The organism is Cellulomonas gilvus ATCC 13127 (assembly GCF_000218545.1).
GTDB classification, from domain to species: Bacteria; Actinomycetota; Actinomycetes; order Actinomycetales; family Cellulomonadaceae; genus Cellulomonas; species Cellulomonas gilvus.
The window spans coordinates 293,480-311,609 of sequence record NC_015671.1 but is presented as its reverse complement, the minus strand read 5'-3'; the positions used below and the strand labels follow the sequence as shown (position 1 = coordinate 311,609).

Sequence of the window (18,130 nt, the reverse complement as noted above, 5' to 3'; positions counted from 1 at the left end):
GGCACCACCCTGCCACCTCGGGCTCAGACGCCCGCGCGCGTCCGCGTGGCGGCGCGGCGTCGGCGGGTGCGGGTCCAGACGAAGCGGCCGACCAGCCACGCGAGGATCACGTAGACCACGGCGTTGAGCCAGCTCGAGTACCGGCCGATGTCCTCCCACCGGTCCCCGAGCGCGTACCCGGCCAGGATCAGGCCGCCGTTCCAGACGAGCGAGCCGAGCCCGGTGTAGACGCTGAACCGCACGAGCGGCATGCGCTCGACTCCCGCGGGCACGGAGATGAGCGACCGCACCACGGGCACGCACCGGCCGACGAGCACCGCGGCACCACCACGCCGCGCGAACCAGCCCTCGGCGTGGTCGAGGTCCTCGACCTCGACGAGCGGCACCTTCCCCAGCCACCGGCGCAGCCGCGCCCGGCCGACCGCCGCGCCGATGCCGTACAGCGCCCACGCCCCGATCAGCGAGCCCAGCGTCGCGGCCGTCACGGTCCACACCAGCGACATGCCGCCCTGGCTGGCCACGTACCCCGCGACGGGCAGGATCACCTCGGACGGCAGCGGCGGGAAGACGTTCTCGAGCGCGACGAGCAGCCCGACACCCACGGGCCCGAGCGACTCGATGACACCGACCACCCAGCCGACCAGGCCGGTGAGCTCGGCGCCCCCGGCGGCCGACGCGAGCACGGGTATCCCGGCGGGCACGGGGGCGGCGGCGAGGCTCATCGCGTCGATGCTGCCATCGGGTCCGCGCCGCCGCCCGCCGAGCCCGGGTGCACCCGCTCAGGTGGAGGTGACCACCAGGCCGTCGACGCCGCGGTCGACGTGCACCGTCTGACCGTCGTGCACCTCGCCCGCCAGGAGCGCGCGCGCCAGGTTGTCCCCGATCTGCCGCTGCACCAGGCGGCGCAGCGGTCGCGCACCGTACGCGGGGTCGTAGCCCTCGAGGGCCAGCCACTCGCGCGCCGCGGGCGTCACGTCGAGCGTGAGCCGGCGGTCCTGCAGGCGGCGCCCGAGCGCCTCGACCTGCAGCTCGACGATGTGCCCGATCTCCTCGATGGACAGCGGGTCGAACAGCACCACGTCGTCCAGGCGGTTGAGGAACTCCGGCTTGAACGCCGAGCGCACCGCGGCCATCACGGCGTCGCGCTTCTCGTCCTGCGAGAGCCGCGGGTCCACCAGGAACTGCGAGCCCAGGTTGGACGTGAGGATGAGGATGACGTTCCGCAGGTCGACCGTCCGACCTTGGCCGTCGGTCAGGCGACCGTCGTCCAGCACCTGCAGCAGGACGTCGAACACCTCGGGGTGCGCCTTCTCCACCTCGTCGAGCAGCACCACCGAGTACGGACGGCGCCGCACGGCCTCGGTCAGCTGCCCGCCCTCCTCGTACCCCACGTACCCGGGGGGCGCGCCGACGAGCCGGGCCACCGAGTGCTTCTCGGCGTACTCGGACATGTCGATGCGCACCATCGCGCGCTCGTCGTCGAACAGGAAGTCCGCGAGCGCCTTGGCGAGCTCGGTCTTGCCGACGCCCGTGGGACCCAGGAACAGGAACGAGCCCGTGGGACGGTCCGGGTCGGAGATGCCCGCGCGCGCCCGGCGCACCGCGTCGGAGACCGCGGCGACCGCTCGGTGCTGCCCGATCAGGCGCGCACCCAGCACCTCCTCCATGCGCAGCAGCTTCGCGGTCTCGCCCTCGAGCATCCGGCCCGCGGGGATGCCGGTCCACGCCGAGACCACCTCGGCGATCTCGTCGGGCCCCACCTTCTCGGCGATCATCGGCGGGCCCTCGACCACGTCGTCGGCCGCGGCCTCCGACGCCTCGGCCTGCTGGATCTGCTGCTGGAGCGTGGGGATCTCTCCGTAGAGGATCCGCGCGGCCTTCTCCAGGTCGCCCTCGCGCTGCAGCCGCTCGGCGTCCGAGCGCAGCGTGTCCAGGCGTGCCTTGAGGTCACCCACCAGGTTGTGGCCGGCCTTCTCCTTCTCCCACCGGGCGTTGAGCGCGGCCAGGTCCTCACGACGGTCCGCCAGGTCCTGGCGCAGGCGCTCGAGGCGCTCGCGCGAGCCGGGGTCGTCGGACTCCGCGAGCACGACCTCCTCCATCTCGAGGCGCGTGACCGCGCGCTGCAGCTCGTCGATCTCGATGGGCGAGGAGTCGAGCTCCATGCGCAGCCGGGACGCGGCCTCGTCGACCAGGTCGATCGCCTTGTCCGGCAGCTGGCGGCCCGTGATGTACCGGTCGGACAGCGCCGCCGCCGCGACGAGCGCCGCGTCCGAGATGGTGACCTTGTGGTGCGCCTCGTACCGCTCCTTGAGCCCGCGCAGGATCGCCACGGTGTCCTCGACCGACGGCTCGCCGACGAACACCTGCTGGAACCGCCGCTCGAGCGCCGGGTCCTTCTCGATGTTCTCGCGGTACTCGTCGAGCGTGGTGGCGCCCACCAGGCGCAGCTCGCCGCGCGCGAGCATGGGCTTGAGCATGTTGCCCGCATCCATCGCGCCCTCGCCGCCCGCCCCCGCGCCGACGACGGTGTGCAGCTCGTCGATGAACGTGACCACCTGCCCGTCGGACGCGGTGATCTCGGCCAGCACGGCCTTGAGGCGCTCCTCGAACTCGCCGCGGTACTTGGCGCCCGCGACCATCGAGGCGAGGTCCAGCGAGACGAGCTTCTTGCCGCGCAGGGACTCCGGCACGTCGCCCGCGACGATACGCTGCGCGAGGCCCTCGACCACGGCGGTCTTGCCCACGCCGGGCTCGCCGATCAGCACGGGGTTGTTCTTGGTGCGGCGCGAGAGCACCTGCACCACACGCCGGATCTCCGCGTCGCGGCCGATCACCGGGTCCAGCTTGCCGTCCGCGGCGCGCTGCGTGAGGTCCAGCCCGTACTGCTCGAGGGCCTTGTACGTGCCCTCGGGGTTGGCCGTGGTCACACGGCCGGTGCCGCGGACGTCCGGCAGCGCCGCCAGGAGCGCGTCGCGCGAGGCACCCGCACCGCGCAGCGCGTCCGCGACGCCCGACTGCCCGGCCGCGAGGCCGATCAGCAGGTGCTCGGTGGACACGTAGTCGTCGCCCAGCGTGCGCGCCTCGTCGTTGGCGGCCAGCAGCGCCGCCGTCGTCGCGCGTGAGGCGGGCGGCTGGGAGACCGTGGCGCCCGACGACGACGGGAGGTTGACCAGGATGCCCCGCACCGCACGGCCCAGGCTCGCGCGGTCCGCGCCGACCGCGTCGAGGAGCCCGTTGGCGACGCCGCCCTGCTGCTGCAGCAGTGCGTCGAGGATGTGCGCGGGCTCCAGCTGCGGGTTGCCGGCGGCGCTCGCGGACTGGAACGCGCTGCCCAGCGCCTCCTGCGAGCGGGTGGTGAACTTCGCGTCCACGAGACCTCCTAGACCAGACGGGCGGGTGCCATCCGCGTCATCGTGGCACCCCTGCTCGACTCAACGCTGCAAGGTTGAGCCTATTCCGCTCAACTCTGCACGTCACCACGAACCGGCGCGTGCACCCACACGTCACCGCGGCGCCGCACGCTCGTCGTCGTCGCGTCATCGCACGCCCCTAGCGTCCGAGACGACCAACGACGACGAAAGGGCACCGATGACCCTCACGCTGACGCTCGTCCGGCACGGGCGCACCCACTTCAACGCACGCCGGATCCTGCAGGGCCACTCCGACTCCCCGCTCACGCGCACGGGCCGCGAGGGCGTGCGCATCACGGCGCAGCACCTGGCCGCCACGCCGTTCACGGCCGCATGGTCCTCACCCTCGGGCCGCGCGGTCACCACGGCCGTGGAGATCCTGCGTCACCACGAGGACCTGCGCCTGCGCACCGACCGGGACCTGCGCGAGTACCACTTCGGCTGGTACGAGCGCCGCCCGGAGACGGCCCTGGACGCCGTGGTCGACTGGTCGACGCTGGTGACCGAGGTCCTCGCGGGCACGCACCCGGGGCTGCCGGGCGGTGAGCACTCCGCGGACTTCATGGCGCGCACGCAGGCCGCGTTCGCGCGCCTGGTCGAGCGTCACCTGGGCACCGACGAGCACGTGCTCGTGGTCGGGCACGGCCTGGCGCTGGGCGCCTACCTGGCCACGCTTGAGCCCATCGGGCTGGTGCCGCTGCCGAACGCGTCAGTCACCACGGTCGAGGTGGACGAGCACGGCGCGCGGATCACGTCGCTCGCGCAGGACGTCGCGGGGCAGGGCGCCATCGCGGCCCGGCCGGCGCTCGCGCCGGTCGCCTGAGACCCGCGTCGTCGTACCGCCCCGCAGGGGGCCGGGCGGTGCGACGATGCGGGGATGGCTGACCAGACCACCGTCGACGTGCTCGGGGCGCCCTGGCAGGCGCGCACGCTGCGGCTCCGCCCGGACGACGAGGCGGCACGCTCGGGCGTGGACCCGGTCGCGACGCTCGTCGCACGTCCGTCCCGGCACCGCCGCGCGGTCCTGTACGTGCACGGGTTCGTGGACTACTTCTTCCACCCGCACGTCGCCGACGCGCTCGACGCGGCCGGCTGGGACCTGGTGGGCCTGGACCTGCGCGACTACGGGCGTTCCATGCGCGAGGGCCGGCCGCCCAACCACACGCGCGAGCTCGCGGTCTACACCGAGGAGATCGACGCGGCCGTCGCGCTGCTGCGGCAGGACCACGACCGCGTGGCGCTGCTCGGGCACTCCACGGGCGGCCTGGTCGCGGCGCTGTGGGCCGATGCGCGGCCGGGCCGGATCGACGCGCTCGTGCTCAACTCGCCGTGGCTGGACCTGCGCGGCAGCTGGTTCGAGCGGCACCTGCTCACCTGGGCGCTGAACCCGCTGGGCCGGCTGGCACCCGATCTCGTCGTCGGGCGGGTCGCCCCGCACTACGGACGCGCGCTGCACGCGGGCACGGGCGGCGAGTGGGACTACGACCTGGCGTGGAAGCCGCACGAGGGCTTCCCCGCGCGCGCGTCGTTCGTGCGGACCGTGCGCCGCAGCCAGGCCCGCGTCGCGCGCGGGCTGCACATCGAGGCGCCCGTGCTGGTTCTGACGTCCGACGCGTCGGGTCCCGACGACCGCGAGCACGACGCGCTGCTCACCACCGACTCGGTGCTTGACGTCGCGCACATGGCCGCGCGGGCCCCCCTGCTGGGCCCCGACGTGCGGCTCGTCGTCGTCCCCGGCGGCGCGCACGACCTGGCGCTGTCTCCCCTGCCGGCGCGCGATGAGTACCTGCGCCAGGTGGTCGGGTTCCTCGAGGCCCGCGTCCCGGCCTGATGCCGGGCGTGAAACGCTTCACGCCTGGGCACGCGGCGCGCCGGACGGGTAACCAGGACGCACGCCCGCGCGCACCCCGCGCCCCGGGCACGGCAGCGGGCGGCCCGACCGGCCGCGGACGGGAGTGCGTGTGCGGAACGGACGGCGGACGACGAGGCTGACGGCCCTGGTGGCGGCGGTGACGCTCGCGGCAGCCACGGGCGTGGCCGCACACGCGGCGAGCGACCCGGGCGCCGTACCCACGGCCCACACCGCGGGACGCATCGCGGCAGGCACGGACGGGTCGGCGCGGTTCAGCTGGCCGGGCGTCTACTTCGAGGGCCGGTTCGAGGGCACCGGGGTCGGCATCGTGCTGGACGACGCCGCGGGCGACTACGACGTCGCGATCGACGGACGGCGGGTCACCACGCTCGTCACGCCCGGCACCACGACGCACCGGGTCGACGGGCTCGCCGCCGGTACGCACACCGTGCGCGTGGTCAAGCGGAACGAGAGCCCGTGGGCCACCAGCACGTTCGGCGGGTTCGTCGCGGTGCCCGGCGGCCGGATCCTGGCGGCGCCGCCGGCGCGGGACCTGCAGCTCGAGCTCGTCGGGGACTCGTTCACCGCGGGCTACGGCAACGAGTCGACCAGCCGCGAGTGCACGGGCGACCAGGTCAACCGGACCACCAACGCCGACCTCTCGTTCGGCGCGCTCGCGGCCCGCGCGCTCGGGGCGGACTACCAGGTCAACGCGTTCTCCGGGCGCGGGATGGTGCGCAACTACGCGGGCGGGGAGCCGGGCACCAGCTACCGCACGTACGCGGACCGCGCGCTCCTGGCGGTCGCGGGGGACGTGTGGCAGCGCCCCGCGGGCTGGACGCCGGACGCCGTGGTGATCGGGCTGGGCATCAACGACTTCTCGACGCCCGTGGGCGGCGGCGAGCAGTGGACCACGGCCTCGCTGCGCACCGCGTGGGTGGACGCGTACACGCAGTACCTGGACACGCTGCGCGCGCGGTACGGGTCGCAGACGTACCTGGTGGTCAGCACCACGTCCTACGGCGGCGCCGACTTCCCCGTGCTCGCGCAGCAGGTGGTCGCACGGCAGCAGGCCGCGGGTGACGAGCGCGTGCTGCTGTGGGACTACAGCTCGGCGCCGCTGGACTTCCAGGGCTGCCACTGGCACCCGTCGCTGGCCGACCACCGCGTGCTGGCCCAGCGGCTGACCGCGCTGCTGGACCCGCTGCTTCCCGACGGCGGCCCCACCCCGACGCCGAGCCCGACCGGGACCCCGACCCCCACTGCGACACCGACTCCCACGCCCACCCCCACCCCCACCACCTCGCCGACGCCCACCGCGCCGCCCACGTCCTCCGCGCAGGGCTGCGTCGCGACCCTGAGCGTGCTCGGCAGCTGGCCCGGCGGCTACCAGGCCGCCGTGCGCATCACGTCCCCGGAGCGGGCGATCGAGAGCTGGCGTGTGACGTTCACGCTCCCCGCGGGTGGCGCCGTCGTGCAGTCGTGGTCGGGTGACGTGACCGCGCAGGGCACCGCGATCACCGTCCGACCCCAGGCCTGGAACGGCCGGCTGCCCGCGGGCGGCTCGACCGAGGTGGGGTTCATCGGCTCGGGTCCGGTGCCCGGCGGCATCGCCACCGCCTGCCAGGTCCCCTGACGTCGGTCCGGCCGGATCCGCCGCGCGCGGGTCCGGCCGGGCCGCGCGCGAGTCCCGCTCCGGCCCGGGTCCGTACCCTGGGGCGGTGAGCCTGCCGTCGGACGCGTTCCAGCACGTCGCGTCGCGTCCGCACGAGCCGCTGCGCACGTTCCACCCGCGCCGCGCCGCGCTGGGGCGTGACCGCGAGGACGCGCTCGCGCGCCTGTTCCCCCGCTGGGGCTTCTCGGTGCACGACGAGGCCGCGCCCTTCCCACGCACCGACGACGGCCACCTGGACGCCGGCACGCTGTTCGGACGCCACGCGCCGCTGGTGCTCGAGATCGGCCCGGGCATGGGGGACACGACCGTCGCCATGGCCGCCGCGGACCCGGGCCGCGACTACCTGGCGGTCGAGGTGCACCTGCCGGGCCTGGCGCAGCTGCTGCTCCTGGTCGAGCGGGCGGGCCTGAGCAACGTGCGCGTGGCGCACGGCGACGCCCTGGAGCTGGTGCGTCACGCGCTGGCCCCCGGCGCGCTGGACGCCGTGCACGCGTTCTTCCCCGACCCGTGGCCCAAGGCCCGCCACCACAAGCGTCGCCTGGTGCAGCCCGAGCACGTCGCGCTGCTGCGCTCGCGGCTGCGGCCCGGCGGCACGCTGCACGTGGCCACCGACTGGGAGCCGTACGCGCACCAGATGGCGCAGGTGCTGGCCGACGACCCCGGCCTGGTCAGCGACGGGCTGGGCGATCGTCCCGCGCACCGGCCCGTCACCAAGTTCGAGTCCCGCGCGCTGGCCGAGGGCCGCCGCTCCTACGACGTCGTCGCCCGGAGGCGCGCATGACCCCCGACAGCCCCACCGTCCGCACGTTCCGGCTGGGCATGGTCCCGGGCGTCAACCCCAGCCGGTGGGTCCGGGTCTGGGAGGAGCGCCTGCGGGACACGCCGCTCACGCTCGTCCCCGTGGCCGCAGCGGACGCCGTCGCGGCGCTGCACGCCGGGACGATCGACGCGAGCCTGCTGCGCCTGCCCGTGGACCGCGACGGGCTGGACGTCATCCCGCTCTACACCGAGGCCACGGTCGTCGTCGTCCCCAAGGACCACCTGTTCACCGCGGCCGACGAGATCACCGCCGCGGACCTGGCCGACGAGACGCTCGTGGTCCCCGCCGACGACGTGCTCGGCTGGGCCGACGCGCCCGGCGAGCGGTTCGCGGGCGACGTCGCGACGACGGGCGACGCGGTGGACCTGGTCGCCGCCGGCCACGCGGTGCTGGTGGTGCCGCACTCCGTGGGGCGTCTGCACCAGCGGCGGCGCCTGGTGACGCGCCCGGTGACCGACGCCCCCGGTTCGCAGGTGGGGCTCGCGTGGGTGACGGACCGCTACGACGACCTCACCGAGGAGCTCATCGGCATCGTTCGCGGCCGTACGGCCGCCTCGTCCCGCGGCCGTGGCGCACCGGCCGAGCCCCGCACGCCCGCGGTCAAGGGCGGCGCCGCGCGCACCCCCAAGACCGGCTCCGGCAAGGCCAAACAGGTCCCGGGCCGCTCGGGCGCGCGCACCCCCAAGGCCCGCCAGGCCCCCCGCGGCAAACGCCGCTGACCACCCACAAGCCGCAGAGGGGGGTCAGGGCTGGGTGGCGCGGCGGTCGGCGTCGCGGGCGGCGATGCGACGCTCCTCGCGGCGCACCTCCTCGAACGTCTGCCGCTCCCGCTCGAGCCACTCCGGCGGCTCGGCGATCAGCGCGTTGATCTCCTCGGTCGTGAGCGCCTCGGTGACGCCCGCACGGGCCAGGCCCGACGTGGAGACGCGCAGGCGGGCCGCGACCACGTTGCGCGGGTGCGGGCCGTTGCGCCGCAGGTCCGTGAGCCACGCGGGCGGGTCGGCCTGGAGCGCGGCGAGCTCGTCACGCGTCACCATCCCCGCCCGGAACTCCTCGGGCGTCGCGGGCAGGTACACGTCGAGCTTGGCCGCCGCGGTGGACGGCTTCATCTCCTGGGGCTTCTTGGGCACGGGCCCAGGGTAGTTCTCCGCCGGACCCTCGAGCGTGCTCAGGGGTGGTCCGAGTACCAGGCGATCTTCTCGTCGAGCACGTGGAGCGCGGACCGGATGCGCTGCGCCCGCTCCTCGAGCTCGTCGCGGCGCCGGCGCAGGAACGCGACGCGGTCGGTCTCGCCCGCCTCCGGCCGCAGCAGCTCGGTGAATCGCCGCAGGTCCGCGATGCCCAGCCCGGCATCGCGCAGGCACGTCACGATGCCGATCCAGGCGACGTCGTCGTCGGTGTACCGGCGCTGCCCGCCCGCCGAACGCGCGATCGGACCCACGAGGCCCTCGCGCTCGTAGTAGCGCAGCGCGTCGAGGCTCAGCCCGGTGCGCTCGGCGATCTCCCCCGGTGCGATCCCCGTCATGCCCGTCATGCTAGGCAGCGCCTCACCGGACGTCGTCGAGCCGCGCGCGCGTCGACGCGTCCAGGACCAGGTCGCGGGCCGCCATCGCCTCGGACAGCTGCGCCACCGAGCTCACCCCCAGGATCGGGTGCACCGCGGGCGTGTGACCCAGCAGCCAGGCGAGCACCACCTGGTTGCGCGTGACGCCGAGCTCGTCGGCCACCGCCGCGAGCGCCTGCAGCCGGCGCGTGGTGCCCGGGTGGTCGTAGCCCGCGGAGAGCGGCCGGTCGGCGCGCACGTAGGCGCCCGTGAGCAGCGGTGAGTACGCCCACAGGTCCAGGCCCTCGAGAGCGTGCACGATGTGGCGAACGGTCGTGTACCCGGGAGCTGGTAAACCGCGATCGCGTGCGACATCGCCGACGCGCCGATGAATGTACGCGATGGTGGGAGTCGGCCGGCGAACGGCCAGCGCTTCGATCGCTGTGACCAGTTCTGCGGGGGTACGCGAGGCGCCTTTATCTCGGCGAGGCGGTCTCGCGAGCTGCCCCGCCTCGACGCGAGCAGCCCATCGCTGCAAGGTTCGCACCGTGACGCCGGAGTGCTCCGCGATCCGTGTCCAGGGCACACCGTCGAGGTGTTGGCGCACAAGCTCGGCTTTCTGCCGGTCGCTGAGGTGCGCCATGATCCCTCGTCAGGCTCGCTCGACGTGCTCGGCCAGGTGCCGGTAGATCGTGGGCCGGGATACCCCGAAAGTGTCGGCGATCTCTTGCACGGTGTGCGCGCCCTCGTCATACATCGCGCGGGCCTGCCGGATTTTCGTCGGCGTCATCTTGAACTTCGGGCCGCCCTTGCGCCCCCGAGCTCGCGCCGCCGCGAGGCCATCGTGCGTGCGCTCCACGATGAGGTCGTGCTCGAACTCGGCGATGGCGGCGAGCATATGGAAGAACAACCTCCCGCCCGGTGTGGTCGTATCGATGCCCTGGGACAGCGCCCGAAGGCCCACTCCGCGCCGTTGTAGCTCGTCGGCGATCTGCTTGAGGTTGCGGACGGATCGGCCAAGCCGGTCGAGCTTCGTCACGACGAGCGAGTCCCCCTCCCGCAGGTAACCGAGAGCATCGCTCAGCGCGGGTCGCTTCGCCAGGGTGCCGGAAGCGTGCTCGACGAAGATCTTGTCGCAGCCGGCCGCTTCGAGCGCGTCGGTCTGACCGTCGGGGTTCTGCTCGCGCGTCGAGACGCGGGCGTATCCGATCGTGGCCATGTCCTCAGCGTAACGTGAACGCCGCGTTTGTTACATAGTTCGCGGACACGGGTTGTGATACACGACTCGCGGAAGTAGCTCTGTGACTTTGCGACTTGCGTGGCGGCTTTCTTCTCGCACTGAGTGGCCGGGTCGACGTCCGGCTCTTGCGTGCCCGGGGCCAGTGTCAGCTGGTGAATGTCTCCCCGCCGTCCACGGACCGGAGCAGTGCGTCCTCGATTACGACGAGGATCTCGAGCTGGCCGTCAGGTTGGTTCCGTGCCGTGACCGCTTCGGGTGCTTCGCTGACGGTGCCCTTCGCCGCCCAGGTCGTTCCGGCGTCGGTGCTGAGGAACATGTTCCCGTCGGGTGCGACGCCGACGACGGTCTGGTCGTCGGCGAAGAAGGTGAGCTGTAGCAGTGGCGCTTCTGGGACGAGTGCCCAGGTCTTGCCGCCGTCGGTGGAGCGTGCGGGCCCGGACTGGCTTGTGGTGAGCAGGGTGGTCCCGTCTGGGGAGGCTGCGAGGGCGAAGGTGGCGACGGGGGGTGACAGGGTGGTCCAGGCCTGTCCGTCGGTGGTGTTCAGCACCGCAGTTCCGTCGAATCCCGTGACCCCGGCCGCGGAGGCGGTGAGGGTGTGAAAGTCGGTCTGCCCTTCGCGCGAAAGGGTCGACCAGGTCTCGCCGGCGTCGGTGGATTCGATCAGCCCGACAGGATTGGCCATGTCGACGCCAGGCCCTGGGTGCCCTGAGGCGTAGAAGTGGTCTGGGCCGGCGACGGTGAAGCCCATCAGGTCGATCACCGGGCCGACGCGGACGGGGCCGGTGTCGTCGTAGCGGAATAGGCCGTCGTGGGTGGCCAGGTAGACCTTGTCGTCGGCGGGGTTGAACGCGACGCCGTGCACGTGGTCACTTGGCACGCCCTGCTCGCTCGGGGATTGTGCGGCCCTATCGGTCTGGTCGATGGCGGGAGCCGAGCAGCTGGCTAGGGCCCCCACGACGGCAGCGACAGCGAGGGTCGTACGGCGCGTTCGGCGCATCCTGGGGGCAGACGGCATGACAGGGGTGTCCGTTCGTTCGTCGGTACCGGCAGTCGGGTCGAGCTCAGATCACGGTGACGAAGCCTCCGATGAGCCCTTGGAGGCTCTGGGTCCATGCGGTCCACAGCCCGGTCATCAGGGCGATGCCGATCACGACCAGCAGCGCCCCGCCGATGCGCATGATCGCCACCCGGTGCTGGCGGAGGAACGTCACCGCGGCGGTGGAGCGGTGCGCACCTAGGGCGATCAGCAGGAACGGGATCCCGAGACCCGCGGCGTAGGCCGCGGCCAGGAGTGCCCCACGCAGGGCGCTGGCCTCGTTCAGGGACAACGACAGCACGGTGGCCAAGGTAGGCCCGATGCAGGGCGCCCATCCGAGGCCGAAGACGATACCGAGGAGAGGTGCGCCGAGCAGTCCCTGGCGGGGGGCGAGGTGGATGCGGCGTTCGCGTTGTAGGCCGGGAATCCACCCGAGGAACGACAACCCCATGAGCACGACCAGTGCACCCATGACGGGCATGACGACCGCGAGCCATGGCCGTATCGCGACCCCGAGGGAGCCGAAGGTCACTCCGAGGAGGACGAACACCGCCGAGAAGCCCAGGACGAACAGGCCGACGCCGGTCAGTAGGACGGCCTTGGACCGTTGGCCTGTGGAGGCACCGCTCATTCCGGTGACGAAGGCGAAGTACCCAGGCAGCAGCGGGATCACGCAGGGTGAGGCGAACGAGACGACTCCGGCGATGATCGCCACAGGGACCGCGAGGAGCATCGGCCCGGAGAAGGCGGTCTCCTGGAACGTGCTGGCCAGGTCCTGCCAGAACCCACCGCTCACGGCGCCTCGGCCAGCGCGGTGTCGATCAGCTCACGCAGGGTGGTCGGGTCCAGGAGACCGATGATGCGACCCAGCACCCGCGCCTGCCGGTCCAGCACCACGGTCGTGGGAACCGCCTCGACCGGCACCCGCCCCTGCAGGGCGGCGATCGCGGACCCGTCGGCGTCGTGGATGCTTGGGTAGGGGATCTGGAAATTGCGTTCGAAGGGCTGCGCAGCGCCGACGTCGTCGGTCCCGTTGATCCCGATGAAGTGAACCCCTTCGTCGGCGTAGTCCGTAGCGGCGGCGACCAAGTCAGGCGCCTCTGCCCGGCACGGCGGGCAGGCCGCGTACCAGGTGTTGATCACCACGACGTCACCGGCCCATGCACCGGTGTCCACGTCGGCGCCCGCGAAGTCCTTGCCGACCAAGCGCACCGGCTCGCCGCGGTCCGCGGCATCCCACATCGCCACGGTGCCATCCCCAGAGACGTACCCCGCCTCGCTGCCGTCCTCCGTCCACCCGCCGGTCACCGCCGACGCGCACCCGGCGAGGAAGATCGCGGCGATCGTCCCGAAGAGCAGGCCACGGAGCGCCGTGCGCCCGACTCGGGCAGGGGTGGTGCGCACCGCGTGCCGCCGAACCGCCGGCACGTCCCCGACGCTCATGTCGACCGCTCGCCCTCGGAGCGATTCGGTCGTGTGCTGGGCTCGGCATCATCGGGCGCAAGGTGCCGAAGGCCGGTCAGCACCAGTAGCGCGGCGCCGATGACGATGGCGGTGTCGGCGAGGTTGAAGGTCGGGAACCACCCGCTGTGCAGGTAGTCGGTGACGACCCCGTCCCCGGCTCGGTCGACGAGGTTCGCGACTGCACCACCCAGGACCAGGGCGAGGGCAGCCAGCCGCTCCCGCGAGGGGGCGGCGGCGGTCCGCCAGGCGACCACGCCAACTGCGGCAGTCACGAGGGAGGTGACGGTGAGCACGAGCCAGGTCGGCGCGCCGGCCCCGACGGAGAAGGCGACCCCGGGGTTATAGGCCAGCCGCAGGTCGACCGGGCCCACAGGGATGACTCGGTCTTGCAGCGCTGCGACCGCCCACGCCTTGGCGGCCAGGTCGACGGCGGCGACCAGCGTGACCCCCAGGGCTGCTGCGACGCGTCGCCCCGCCGGGCCGCGCGCGCCCGTCTGGCGTGCGGTCGCCGTCGTCACGGTCATCGGGCGACCGGTGCCGGACGCTCGAGGGGAACGGGCGTCCCGGTCGGGGCGGCGTGCGGGAGGGGGCGGGTGCGCCCGGCGCGGACACCGTTGGCGATCACGACGACCTCAGCGATCTCGTGGACGAGCACCACCGCAGCCAGCCCCAGGGCCCCGGTCAGGGCGAGGGGCATGAGCACGACGATGATCGCCAGGGACAGGCCGACGTTCTGCAGCATGATGTGCCGGGCCCTGCGGGCGTGGGCGAACGCCTGTGGCAGGTGACGCAGGTCCTCGCCCATGAGCGCGACGTCGGCGGTCTCGATCGCGACGTCGGTACCCATCGCACCCATGGCGATCCCCAGGTCAGCGGTCGCCAGGGCGGGGGCGTCGTTGACGCCGTCGCCCACCATGGCGGTGCGCCGCTGGTTGCGCAGCTGGGCGACCAGTGCGGCTTTGTCCTCCGGGCGCAGGTCGGCATGCACCTGGTCGATGCCGACCTCCCGGGCCAGGGCGGTGGCGGTCAGGGTGTTATCGCCGGTGAGCATGGCGACGTGGTACCCGTCGCGGCGCAGCTGGGCCACGACCTGCGCGGCCTCGGGGCGCAGCTCGTCCCGCACCGCGACGGCACCGAGCAGCTGCCCGTCCTCCTCGATCAGGACGGCGGTGGCACCCGCCTGCTGCATCCGCTCCACCTCGTCGGCCAGTACGCCGGACGGCACCCAGCCGGGTCGGCCGAGCCGGACCGGTCGACCGTCGAAGGTGCCGGTCAGGCCGGCGCCGGGCACGGCTTCGACGTCGGTCGCGGGGGTGACCGCCGGCACGGCGGCCAGGATGGCGCGGGCCAGGGGGTGCTCGCTGCGGGCCTCGAGGGCCGCGGCGACCTCCAGCACGCGGTCCTGGGCGTGTCCGGGGGCCGCGACGACGGCCACCACGGCGGGGGCGTTGCGGGTCAGGGTCCCGGTCTTGTCCAGCGCGACTCCGCGGATGGCGCCGAGTGCTTCGACCGCCGCGCCGCCCTTGATCAGCACGCCCTGCTTGGACGCCGCTCCCACGGCCGCGACGACGGACACCGGCACGGAGATCGCCAGGGCGCACGGTGAGGCCGCGACCAGGACCACCAGGGCCCGCTCGATCCACGTGCCGGGGTCTCCCAGGAGGCTGCCGGCGACGGCGATGAGTGCGGCGGCGATCATCACGCCAGGCACCAGCGGCTTGGCGATGCGGTCGGCGAGGCGCTGGGCCTGGCCCTTGCGGGACTGCTCGGCCTCGACGATGCGCACGATCCGCGCCAGGGAGTTGTCCTCGGCCGTGGTGGTGACCTCGACCTCCAGCACACCGGAGCCGTTGATCGACCCGGCGTACACCGCCTGCCCAGGCCCGGCCTCCACCGGCACGGACTCACCGGTGATGGCCGAGACGTCCAGCGCGGTCCGGCCGGTGCGGATCAGCCCGTCGGTGGCGACCCGCTCGCCGGGCTTGACCAGCATCAGATCCCCGACCCGCAGCTCCGCGGGGGACACCGTGGACTCCGACCCGTTGCGCAGCACCGTGGCCTGCGCGGGTACCAGGGTCAGCAGCGCCCGAAGGCCTCGACGGGTGCGGGCCAGGGAGTACTCCTCCAGGCCCTCGCTGATCGAGAACAAGAACGCCAGCGCGGCCGCCTCGGCTACCTCGCCCAGCAGGACTGCGCCGATCGCGGCGATCGTCATCAGCGTCCCGACGCCGATCTTGCCCTTGCCCAGCCGCCGCAACGTGCTCGGCACGAACGTCCACGCCCCGACAAGCAGGGCGACCCAGTTCAGGACCAACGCGACCGCGGGCTGCTCCATGGACCCCGCGATCAGGCCGGCCAGGAGCAGGACGCCGGCGACCGCGGCGAAGCGCAGCTCGCTGACCTCCCACAGCCGCTCGGCCTCGTGCTCCTCGGCCTCCTTGCCGGCGGGGGTGGTCTCGTCGTCGCTGCAGCCGCACGCGTCGCTCATCGTGCCGTCTCCTTGGGTGCCGGGGTCGTGTCGTGGTCGTCAGCCGCGGGGGCTGCGTAGGTCGGGCACAGCGCGACGGCGTTCCCCGTCGCCACCAGCAGGCCCTCCGCTGCGACCAGCAGATCCATCAGCTCCGGACGCGTGAGGTGGTAGACCGATGCGCGGCTCTGCGGGCGGAAGTCGACCAGGCCGCACTCGCGCAGGCAGGCCAGGTGGTTGGAGACCGTCGACTGGCCCAGCCCGAGCGCGGCGCACAGGTCCACAACGCGTGCCTCGCCCAGTGCCAGTCGGCGCACCAGCGCCAGCCGGGTGGGATCGCTCAGGCCGCGGAACAGGGCGACAGCAGGGGCCAAGGCAGCGCGGTCCGCCACATCAGAACTTGGCGCAATCATCTGCATACGCTGATGATACATGCGCGAAGTGATGGTTGCGAGACGGGATGGGGACGCGCCGTGCTGATGAACCGGGCAGAGACGATGCTGATGAACAACCCGGCCCGGGCCCGGCTGCAACGAGCCTACGAGGTACCGCTCCTGCAGCGGCTCGGCGCCGAGCTCGACGAGGCCGACGTGGTCGAGATCGGGTGCGGGCGCGGTGTCGGGACCGAGCTGCTCCTCCGGCGGATGGGTGCCGCCCACGTGACCGCGCTGGACCTGGACCCGGCGATGGTGCAGCGCGCCCAGCGTCGCCTGGCCCGGTACGCGACCCGGGTCGACGTCAAGCTCGGCGACGCGTGCGAGCTCCCGCTCGCCGACGCCGCTGTCGACGCGGTGGTCGACTTCGGGGTCATCCACCACGTGCCGGCCTGGCGCGACGCGGTCGCCGAGGTCGCGCGCGTGCTGCGCCCGGGCGGCCAGTTCGTCTTCGAGGAGGTGACCCGCCACGCACTGCAGCGGTGGTCCTACCGCACCTTCCTCGAGCACCCCGAGCACGACCGGTTCAGCGCCGAGGAGTTCCTCGCCGAGCTCGCACGGATCGGCTTCACGCTGCCACGACCGGCCGTGACCCGGTTCTTCGGTGACTTCGTCATCGGCGTCGCAGTCAAACCGTCGACCACGAGGCCTGGGCCGCGGTGAGCGGCTACGCCATCGTCGCCCTGGCCCTGTTCGCCACGTGGGCCCTGCTCGCCGGGGTCGGTCGCATGGCCCTGCAGCGCCGGCGCACCGGGGACAGCGGATTCCGCTTCGCGGCCGCCACCGCGGGCAGTCGGCAGTGGTGGGCCAACCGGATCAGCGCCGCCGGGTCGGTCCTCGTCGGCGTCGCCGCACCGGTCGCCGACCTCCTCGGCCTCGACGCGGTCGCCCCCGCACTGAGCGCCCCGTCCCTGCGGACCGCAGCAGCCGTCGTGGCCGCCGCAGGGGTCGTGGCCACCTACCTGGCACAGCTCGCCATGGGCACCGCCTGGCGGATCGGTGTCGACCCGACCGAACGCACCGACCTGGTCACCTCCGGGCCCTTCGCACTCGTGCGCAACCCCATCTTCACCGCAGCGCTCATCACCTTCACCGGGCTCGCCCTCACCACCGCGAACGCCGTGGCCCTGTCCGGTCTGGTCGTCGTCCACGCGGGCATCCAGATGCAGGTCCGCGCCGTCGAGGAACCACACCTGCTCGCCACGCACGGCCAGGCCTATGCGCACTACGCCGCCCGTGTGGGGCGGTTCCTCCCCTGGATCGGACGCCTGCGCCGCTAGCGGGCCGCTGACAAGACCAACCTCTGCGCTGCTCCACCCCCAGTACAACGAAAGGCGTGTCCATGGACCTGGCAGTTGCCGCCCTCCAAGCGGTCGGACTGTTCCTGGTGACCAACATCGACGACATCATCGTCTTGTCGCTGTTCTTCGCCCGCGGCGCCGGCGCTCCAGGCACCACCGCCAAGATCATCGCCGGGCAGTACATCGGCTTCGGCGGCATCCTCATCGCGTCCGTCCTCGTCGCGCTCGGCGCCAGCGCCTTCCTGCCCGAGGACGCCATCCCCTACTTCGGGCTCATCCCGCTGATCCTCGGCCTCCACGCCGCCTGGCAGGCCTGGCGCAACCGCGACGACGACGATGACGACGACCCCGGCAAGGCCGTCGCCGTCTGGACCGTCGCCGCCGTCACCTTCGCCAACGGCGGGGACAACATCGGCGTCTACGTCCCCATCTTCCTCACCGTCGGCCTCGCCGCGATCGCCGCCTACGCGGTCGTGTTCCTCGCCCTGGTCGCCGTCCTCGTCCTCGCCGCCCGCTACGTCGCAACCCGACGCCCCATCGCCGAAGTCCTCGAGCGCTGGGAACACGTGCTGTTCCCCCTGGTCCTCATCGGCCTGGGCATCGTCATCCTCGTCGAAGGCGGCGCCTTCGGGCTCTAGCCCTTCCGGCTTGCGCGCTGGTCGATCCCCGCCCAGAGTCGACGATCAGCGCCGGCGCGGTTTCCAGGAGCCCGCACCGCCACAACCCTCGATCTTCTGGCGGCCCACGACCGCGTCGGTCCTCGACGCCTTGTCCCGGCGCGATGGGAGACCGGCGCCAAGTTGAGTACCTCGACCGACACCGCCCGAACCCATCCCGGAACGGCGGGGCCGGGCCCGTACCTCCGCTGCCACGCCACGCGCTGGGGCA

20 protein-coding genes and 1 pseudogene are annotated in these 18,130 nt (G+C 73.1%); 8 read left to right on the top strand and 13 right to left on the bottom strand.

Translation table 11 applies throughout. The features are described 5' to 3' along the window. Positions 1-23: 23 nt before the first annotated feature. Both CELGI_RS01435 and clpB read right to left on the bottom strand, forming a co-directional pair. Positions 24-722, bottom strand: a complete 699-nt coding sequence (locus CELGI_RS01435; RefSeq protein ID WP_013882329.1) for a DedA family protein — start codon at positions 720-722, stop codon at positions 24-26. Between the two features lie 57 nt (positions 723-779). Next, entirely contained in the window at positions 780-3,371 is a 2,592-nt protein-coding gene (gene clpB / locus CELGI_RS01430) for an ATP-dependent chaperone ClpB (protein ID WP_013882328.1), read from the bottom strand. Positions 3,372-3,588: 217 nt separating this feature from the next. On the opposite strand from clpB, the gene CELGI_RS01425 reads away from it, so the two are divergent. From CELGI_RS01425 to CELGI_RS01405, 5 genes are all read left to right on the top strand, one after another. Then, on the top strand, positions 3,589-4,233 hold the full coding sequence (locus tag CELGI_RS01425) for a histidine phosphatase family protein (RefSeq protein WP_013882327.1): 645 nt from the start codon (positions 3,589-3,591) through the stop codon (positions 4,231-4,233). A gap of 54 nt (positions 4,234-4,287) precedes the next feature. Next, on the top strand, positions 4,288-5,241 hold the full coding sequence (locus CELGI_RS01420) for an alpha/beta hydrolase (protein WP_013882326.1): 954 nt from the start codon (positions 4,288-4,290) through the stop codon (positions 5,239-5,241). A gap of 178 nt (positions 5,242-5,419) precedes the next feature. Next, complete coding sequence (locus tag CELGI_RS01415) at positions 5,420-6,898, top strand: cellulose binding domain-containing protein (protein WP_245528144.1); 1,479 nt, start codon at positions 5,420-5,422, stop codon at positions 6,896-6,898. 85 nt (positions 6,899-6,983) lie between these two features. Beyond that, on the top strand, positions 6,984-7,718 hold the full coding sequence (gene trmB / locus CELGI_RS01410) for a tRNA (guanosine(46)-N7)-methyltransferase TrmB (protein WP_013882324.1): 735 nt from the start codon (positions 6,984-6,986) through the stop codon (positions 7,716-7,718). Beyond that, complete coding sequence (locus CELGI_RS01405) at positions 7,715-8,476, top strand: LysR family transcriptional regulator substrate-binding protein (RefSeq protein WP_013882323.1); 762 nt, start codon at positions 7,715-7,717, stop codon at positions 8,474-8,476. The genes trmB and CELGI_RS01405 overlap by 4 nt, the downstream gene beginning before the upstream one ends. A 24-nt stretch (positions 8,477-8,500) precedes the next feature. Here the strand turns inward: CELGI_RS01405 and CELGI_RS01400 are convergent, their stop codons facing one another. From CELGI_RS01400 to CELGI_RS01355, 11 genes and pseudogenes are all read right to left on the bottom strand, one after another. Beyond that, a complete protein-coding gene (locus tag CELGI_RS01400) occupies positions 8,501-8,866 on the bottom strand; it encodes a DUF5997 family protein (RefSeq protein ID WP_041574053.1) in 366 nt (121 codons plus the stop codon). Between the two features lie 59 nt (positions 8,867-8,925). Further along, complete coding sequence (locus CELGI_RS01395; protein WP_041574307.1) at positions 8,926-9,282, bottom strand: MerR family transcriptional regulator; 357 nt, start codon at positions 9,280-9,282, stop codon at positions 8,926-8,928. 22 nt (positions 9,283-9,304) lie between these two features. Further along, positions 9,305-9,619 carry an aldo/keto reductase gene (locus CELGI_RS17450; protein WP_049785500.1) on the bottom strand — a complete coding sequence of 105 codons (315 nt, stop codon included), beginning with the start codon at positions 9,617-9,619 and terminating at the stop codon, positions 9,305-9,307. A gap of 168 nt (positions 9,620-9,787) precedes the next feature. Continuing rightward, positions 9,788-9,943: pseudogene (locus CELGI_RS17505) on the bottom strand (helix-turn-helix domain-containing protein); the annotation flags it as partial. Between the two features lie 9 nt (positions 9,944-9,952). After that, on the bottom strand, positions 9,953-10,519 hold the full coding sequence (locus CELGI_RS01385) for a recombinase family protein (protein ID WP_013882320.1): 567 nt from the start codon (positions 10,517-10,519) through the stop codon (positions 9,953-9,955). 166 nt (positions 10,520-10,685) lie between these two features. Beyond that, complete coding sequence (locus tag CELGI_RS01380; protein ID WP_245528143.1) at positions 10,686-11,402, bottom strand: F510_1955 family glycosylhydrolase; 717 nt, start codon at positions 11,400-11,402, stop codon at positions 10,686-10,688. 199 nt (positions 11,403-11,601) lie between these two features. Further along, complete coding sequence (locus tag CELGI_RS01375; protein WP_013882318.1) at positions 11,602-12,372, bottom strand: cytochrome c biogenesis CcdA family protein; 771 nt, start codon at positions 12,370-12,372, stop codon at positions 11,602-11,604. Continuing rightward, positions 12,369-13,019 carry a TlpA family protein disulfide reductase gene (locus tag CELGI_RS01370; protein ID WP_013882317.1) on the bottom strand — a complete coding sequence of 217 codons (651 nt, stop codon included), beginning with the start codon at positions 13,017-13,019 and terminating at the stop codon, positions 12,369-12,371. The genes CELGI_RS01375 and CELGI_RS01370 overlap by 4 nt, the downstream gene beginning before the upstream one ends. Then, on the bottom strand, positions 13,016-13,564 hold the full coding sequence (lspA, locus tag CELGI_RS01365; RefSeq protein ID WP_013882316.1) for a signal peptidase II: 549 nt from the start codon (positions 13,562-13,564) through the stop codon (positions 13,016-13,018). The genes CELGI_RS01370 and lspA overlap by 4 nt, the downstream gene beginning before the upstream one ends. Next, the gene (locus CELGI_RS01360; RefSeq protein WP_013882315.1) at positions 13,561-15,528 is read right to left on the bottom strand and encodes a heavy metal translocating P-type ATPase; all 1,968 of its coding nucleotides are present in this window, start codon (positions 15,526-15,528) and stop codon (positions 13,561-13,563) included. Before CELGI_RS01360 ends, lspA begins: the two co-directional genes overlap by 4 nt. Beyond that, a complete protein-coding gene (locus CELGI_RS01355) occupies positions 15,525-15,926 on the bottom strand; it encodes an ArsR/SmtB family transcription factor (protein WP_041574302.1) in 402 nt (133 codons plus the stop codon). Before CELGI_RS01355 ends, CELGI_RS01360 begins: the two co-directional genes overlap by 4 nt. Before the next feature lie 60 nt (positions 15,927-15,986). On the opposite strand from CELGI_RS01355, the gene CELGI_RS01350 reads away from it, so the two are divergent. The 3 genes from CELGI_RS01350 (at position 15,987) to CELGI_RS01340 (ending at position 17,880) form a co-directional block, all read left to right on the top strand. Then, on the top strand, positions 15,987-16,604 hold the full coding sequence (locus CELGI_RS01350) for a class I SAM-dependent methyltransferase (RefSeq protein ID WP_013882313.1): 618 nt from the start codon (positions 15,987-15,989) through the stop codon (positions 16,602-16,604). Beyond that, the gene (locus tag CELGI_RS01345) at positions 16,601-17,221 is read left to right on the top strand and encodes a methyltransferase family protein (RefSeq protein WP_013882312.1); all 621 of its coding nucleotides are present in this window, start codon (positions 16,601-16,603) and stop codon (positions 17,219-17,221) included. Before CELGI_RS01350 ends, CELGI_RS01345 begins: the two co-directional genes overlap by 4 nt. A 62-nt stretch (positions 17,222-17,283) precedes the next feature. Further along, complete coding sequence (locus CELGI_RS01340; RefSeq protein WP_013882311.1) at positions 17,284-17,880, top strand: cadmium resistance transporter; 597 nt, start codon at positions 17,284-17,286, stop codon at positions 17,878-17,880. Positions 17,881-18,130 lie beyond the last annotated feature (250 nt).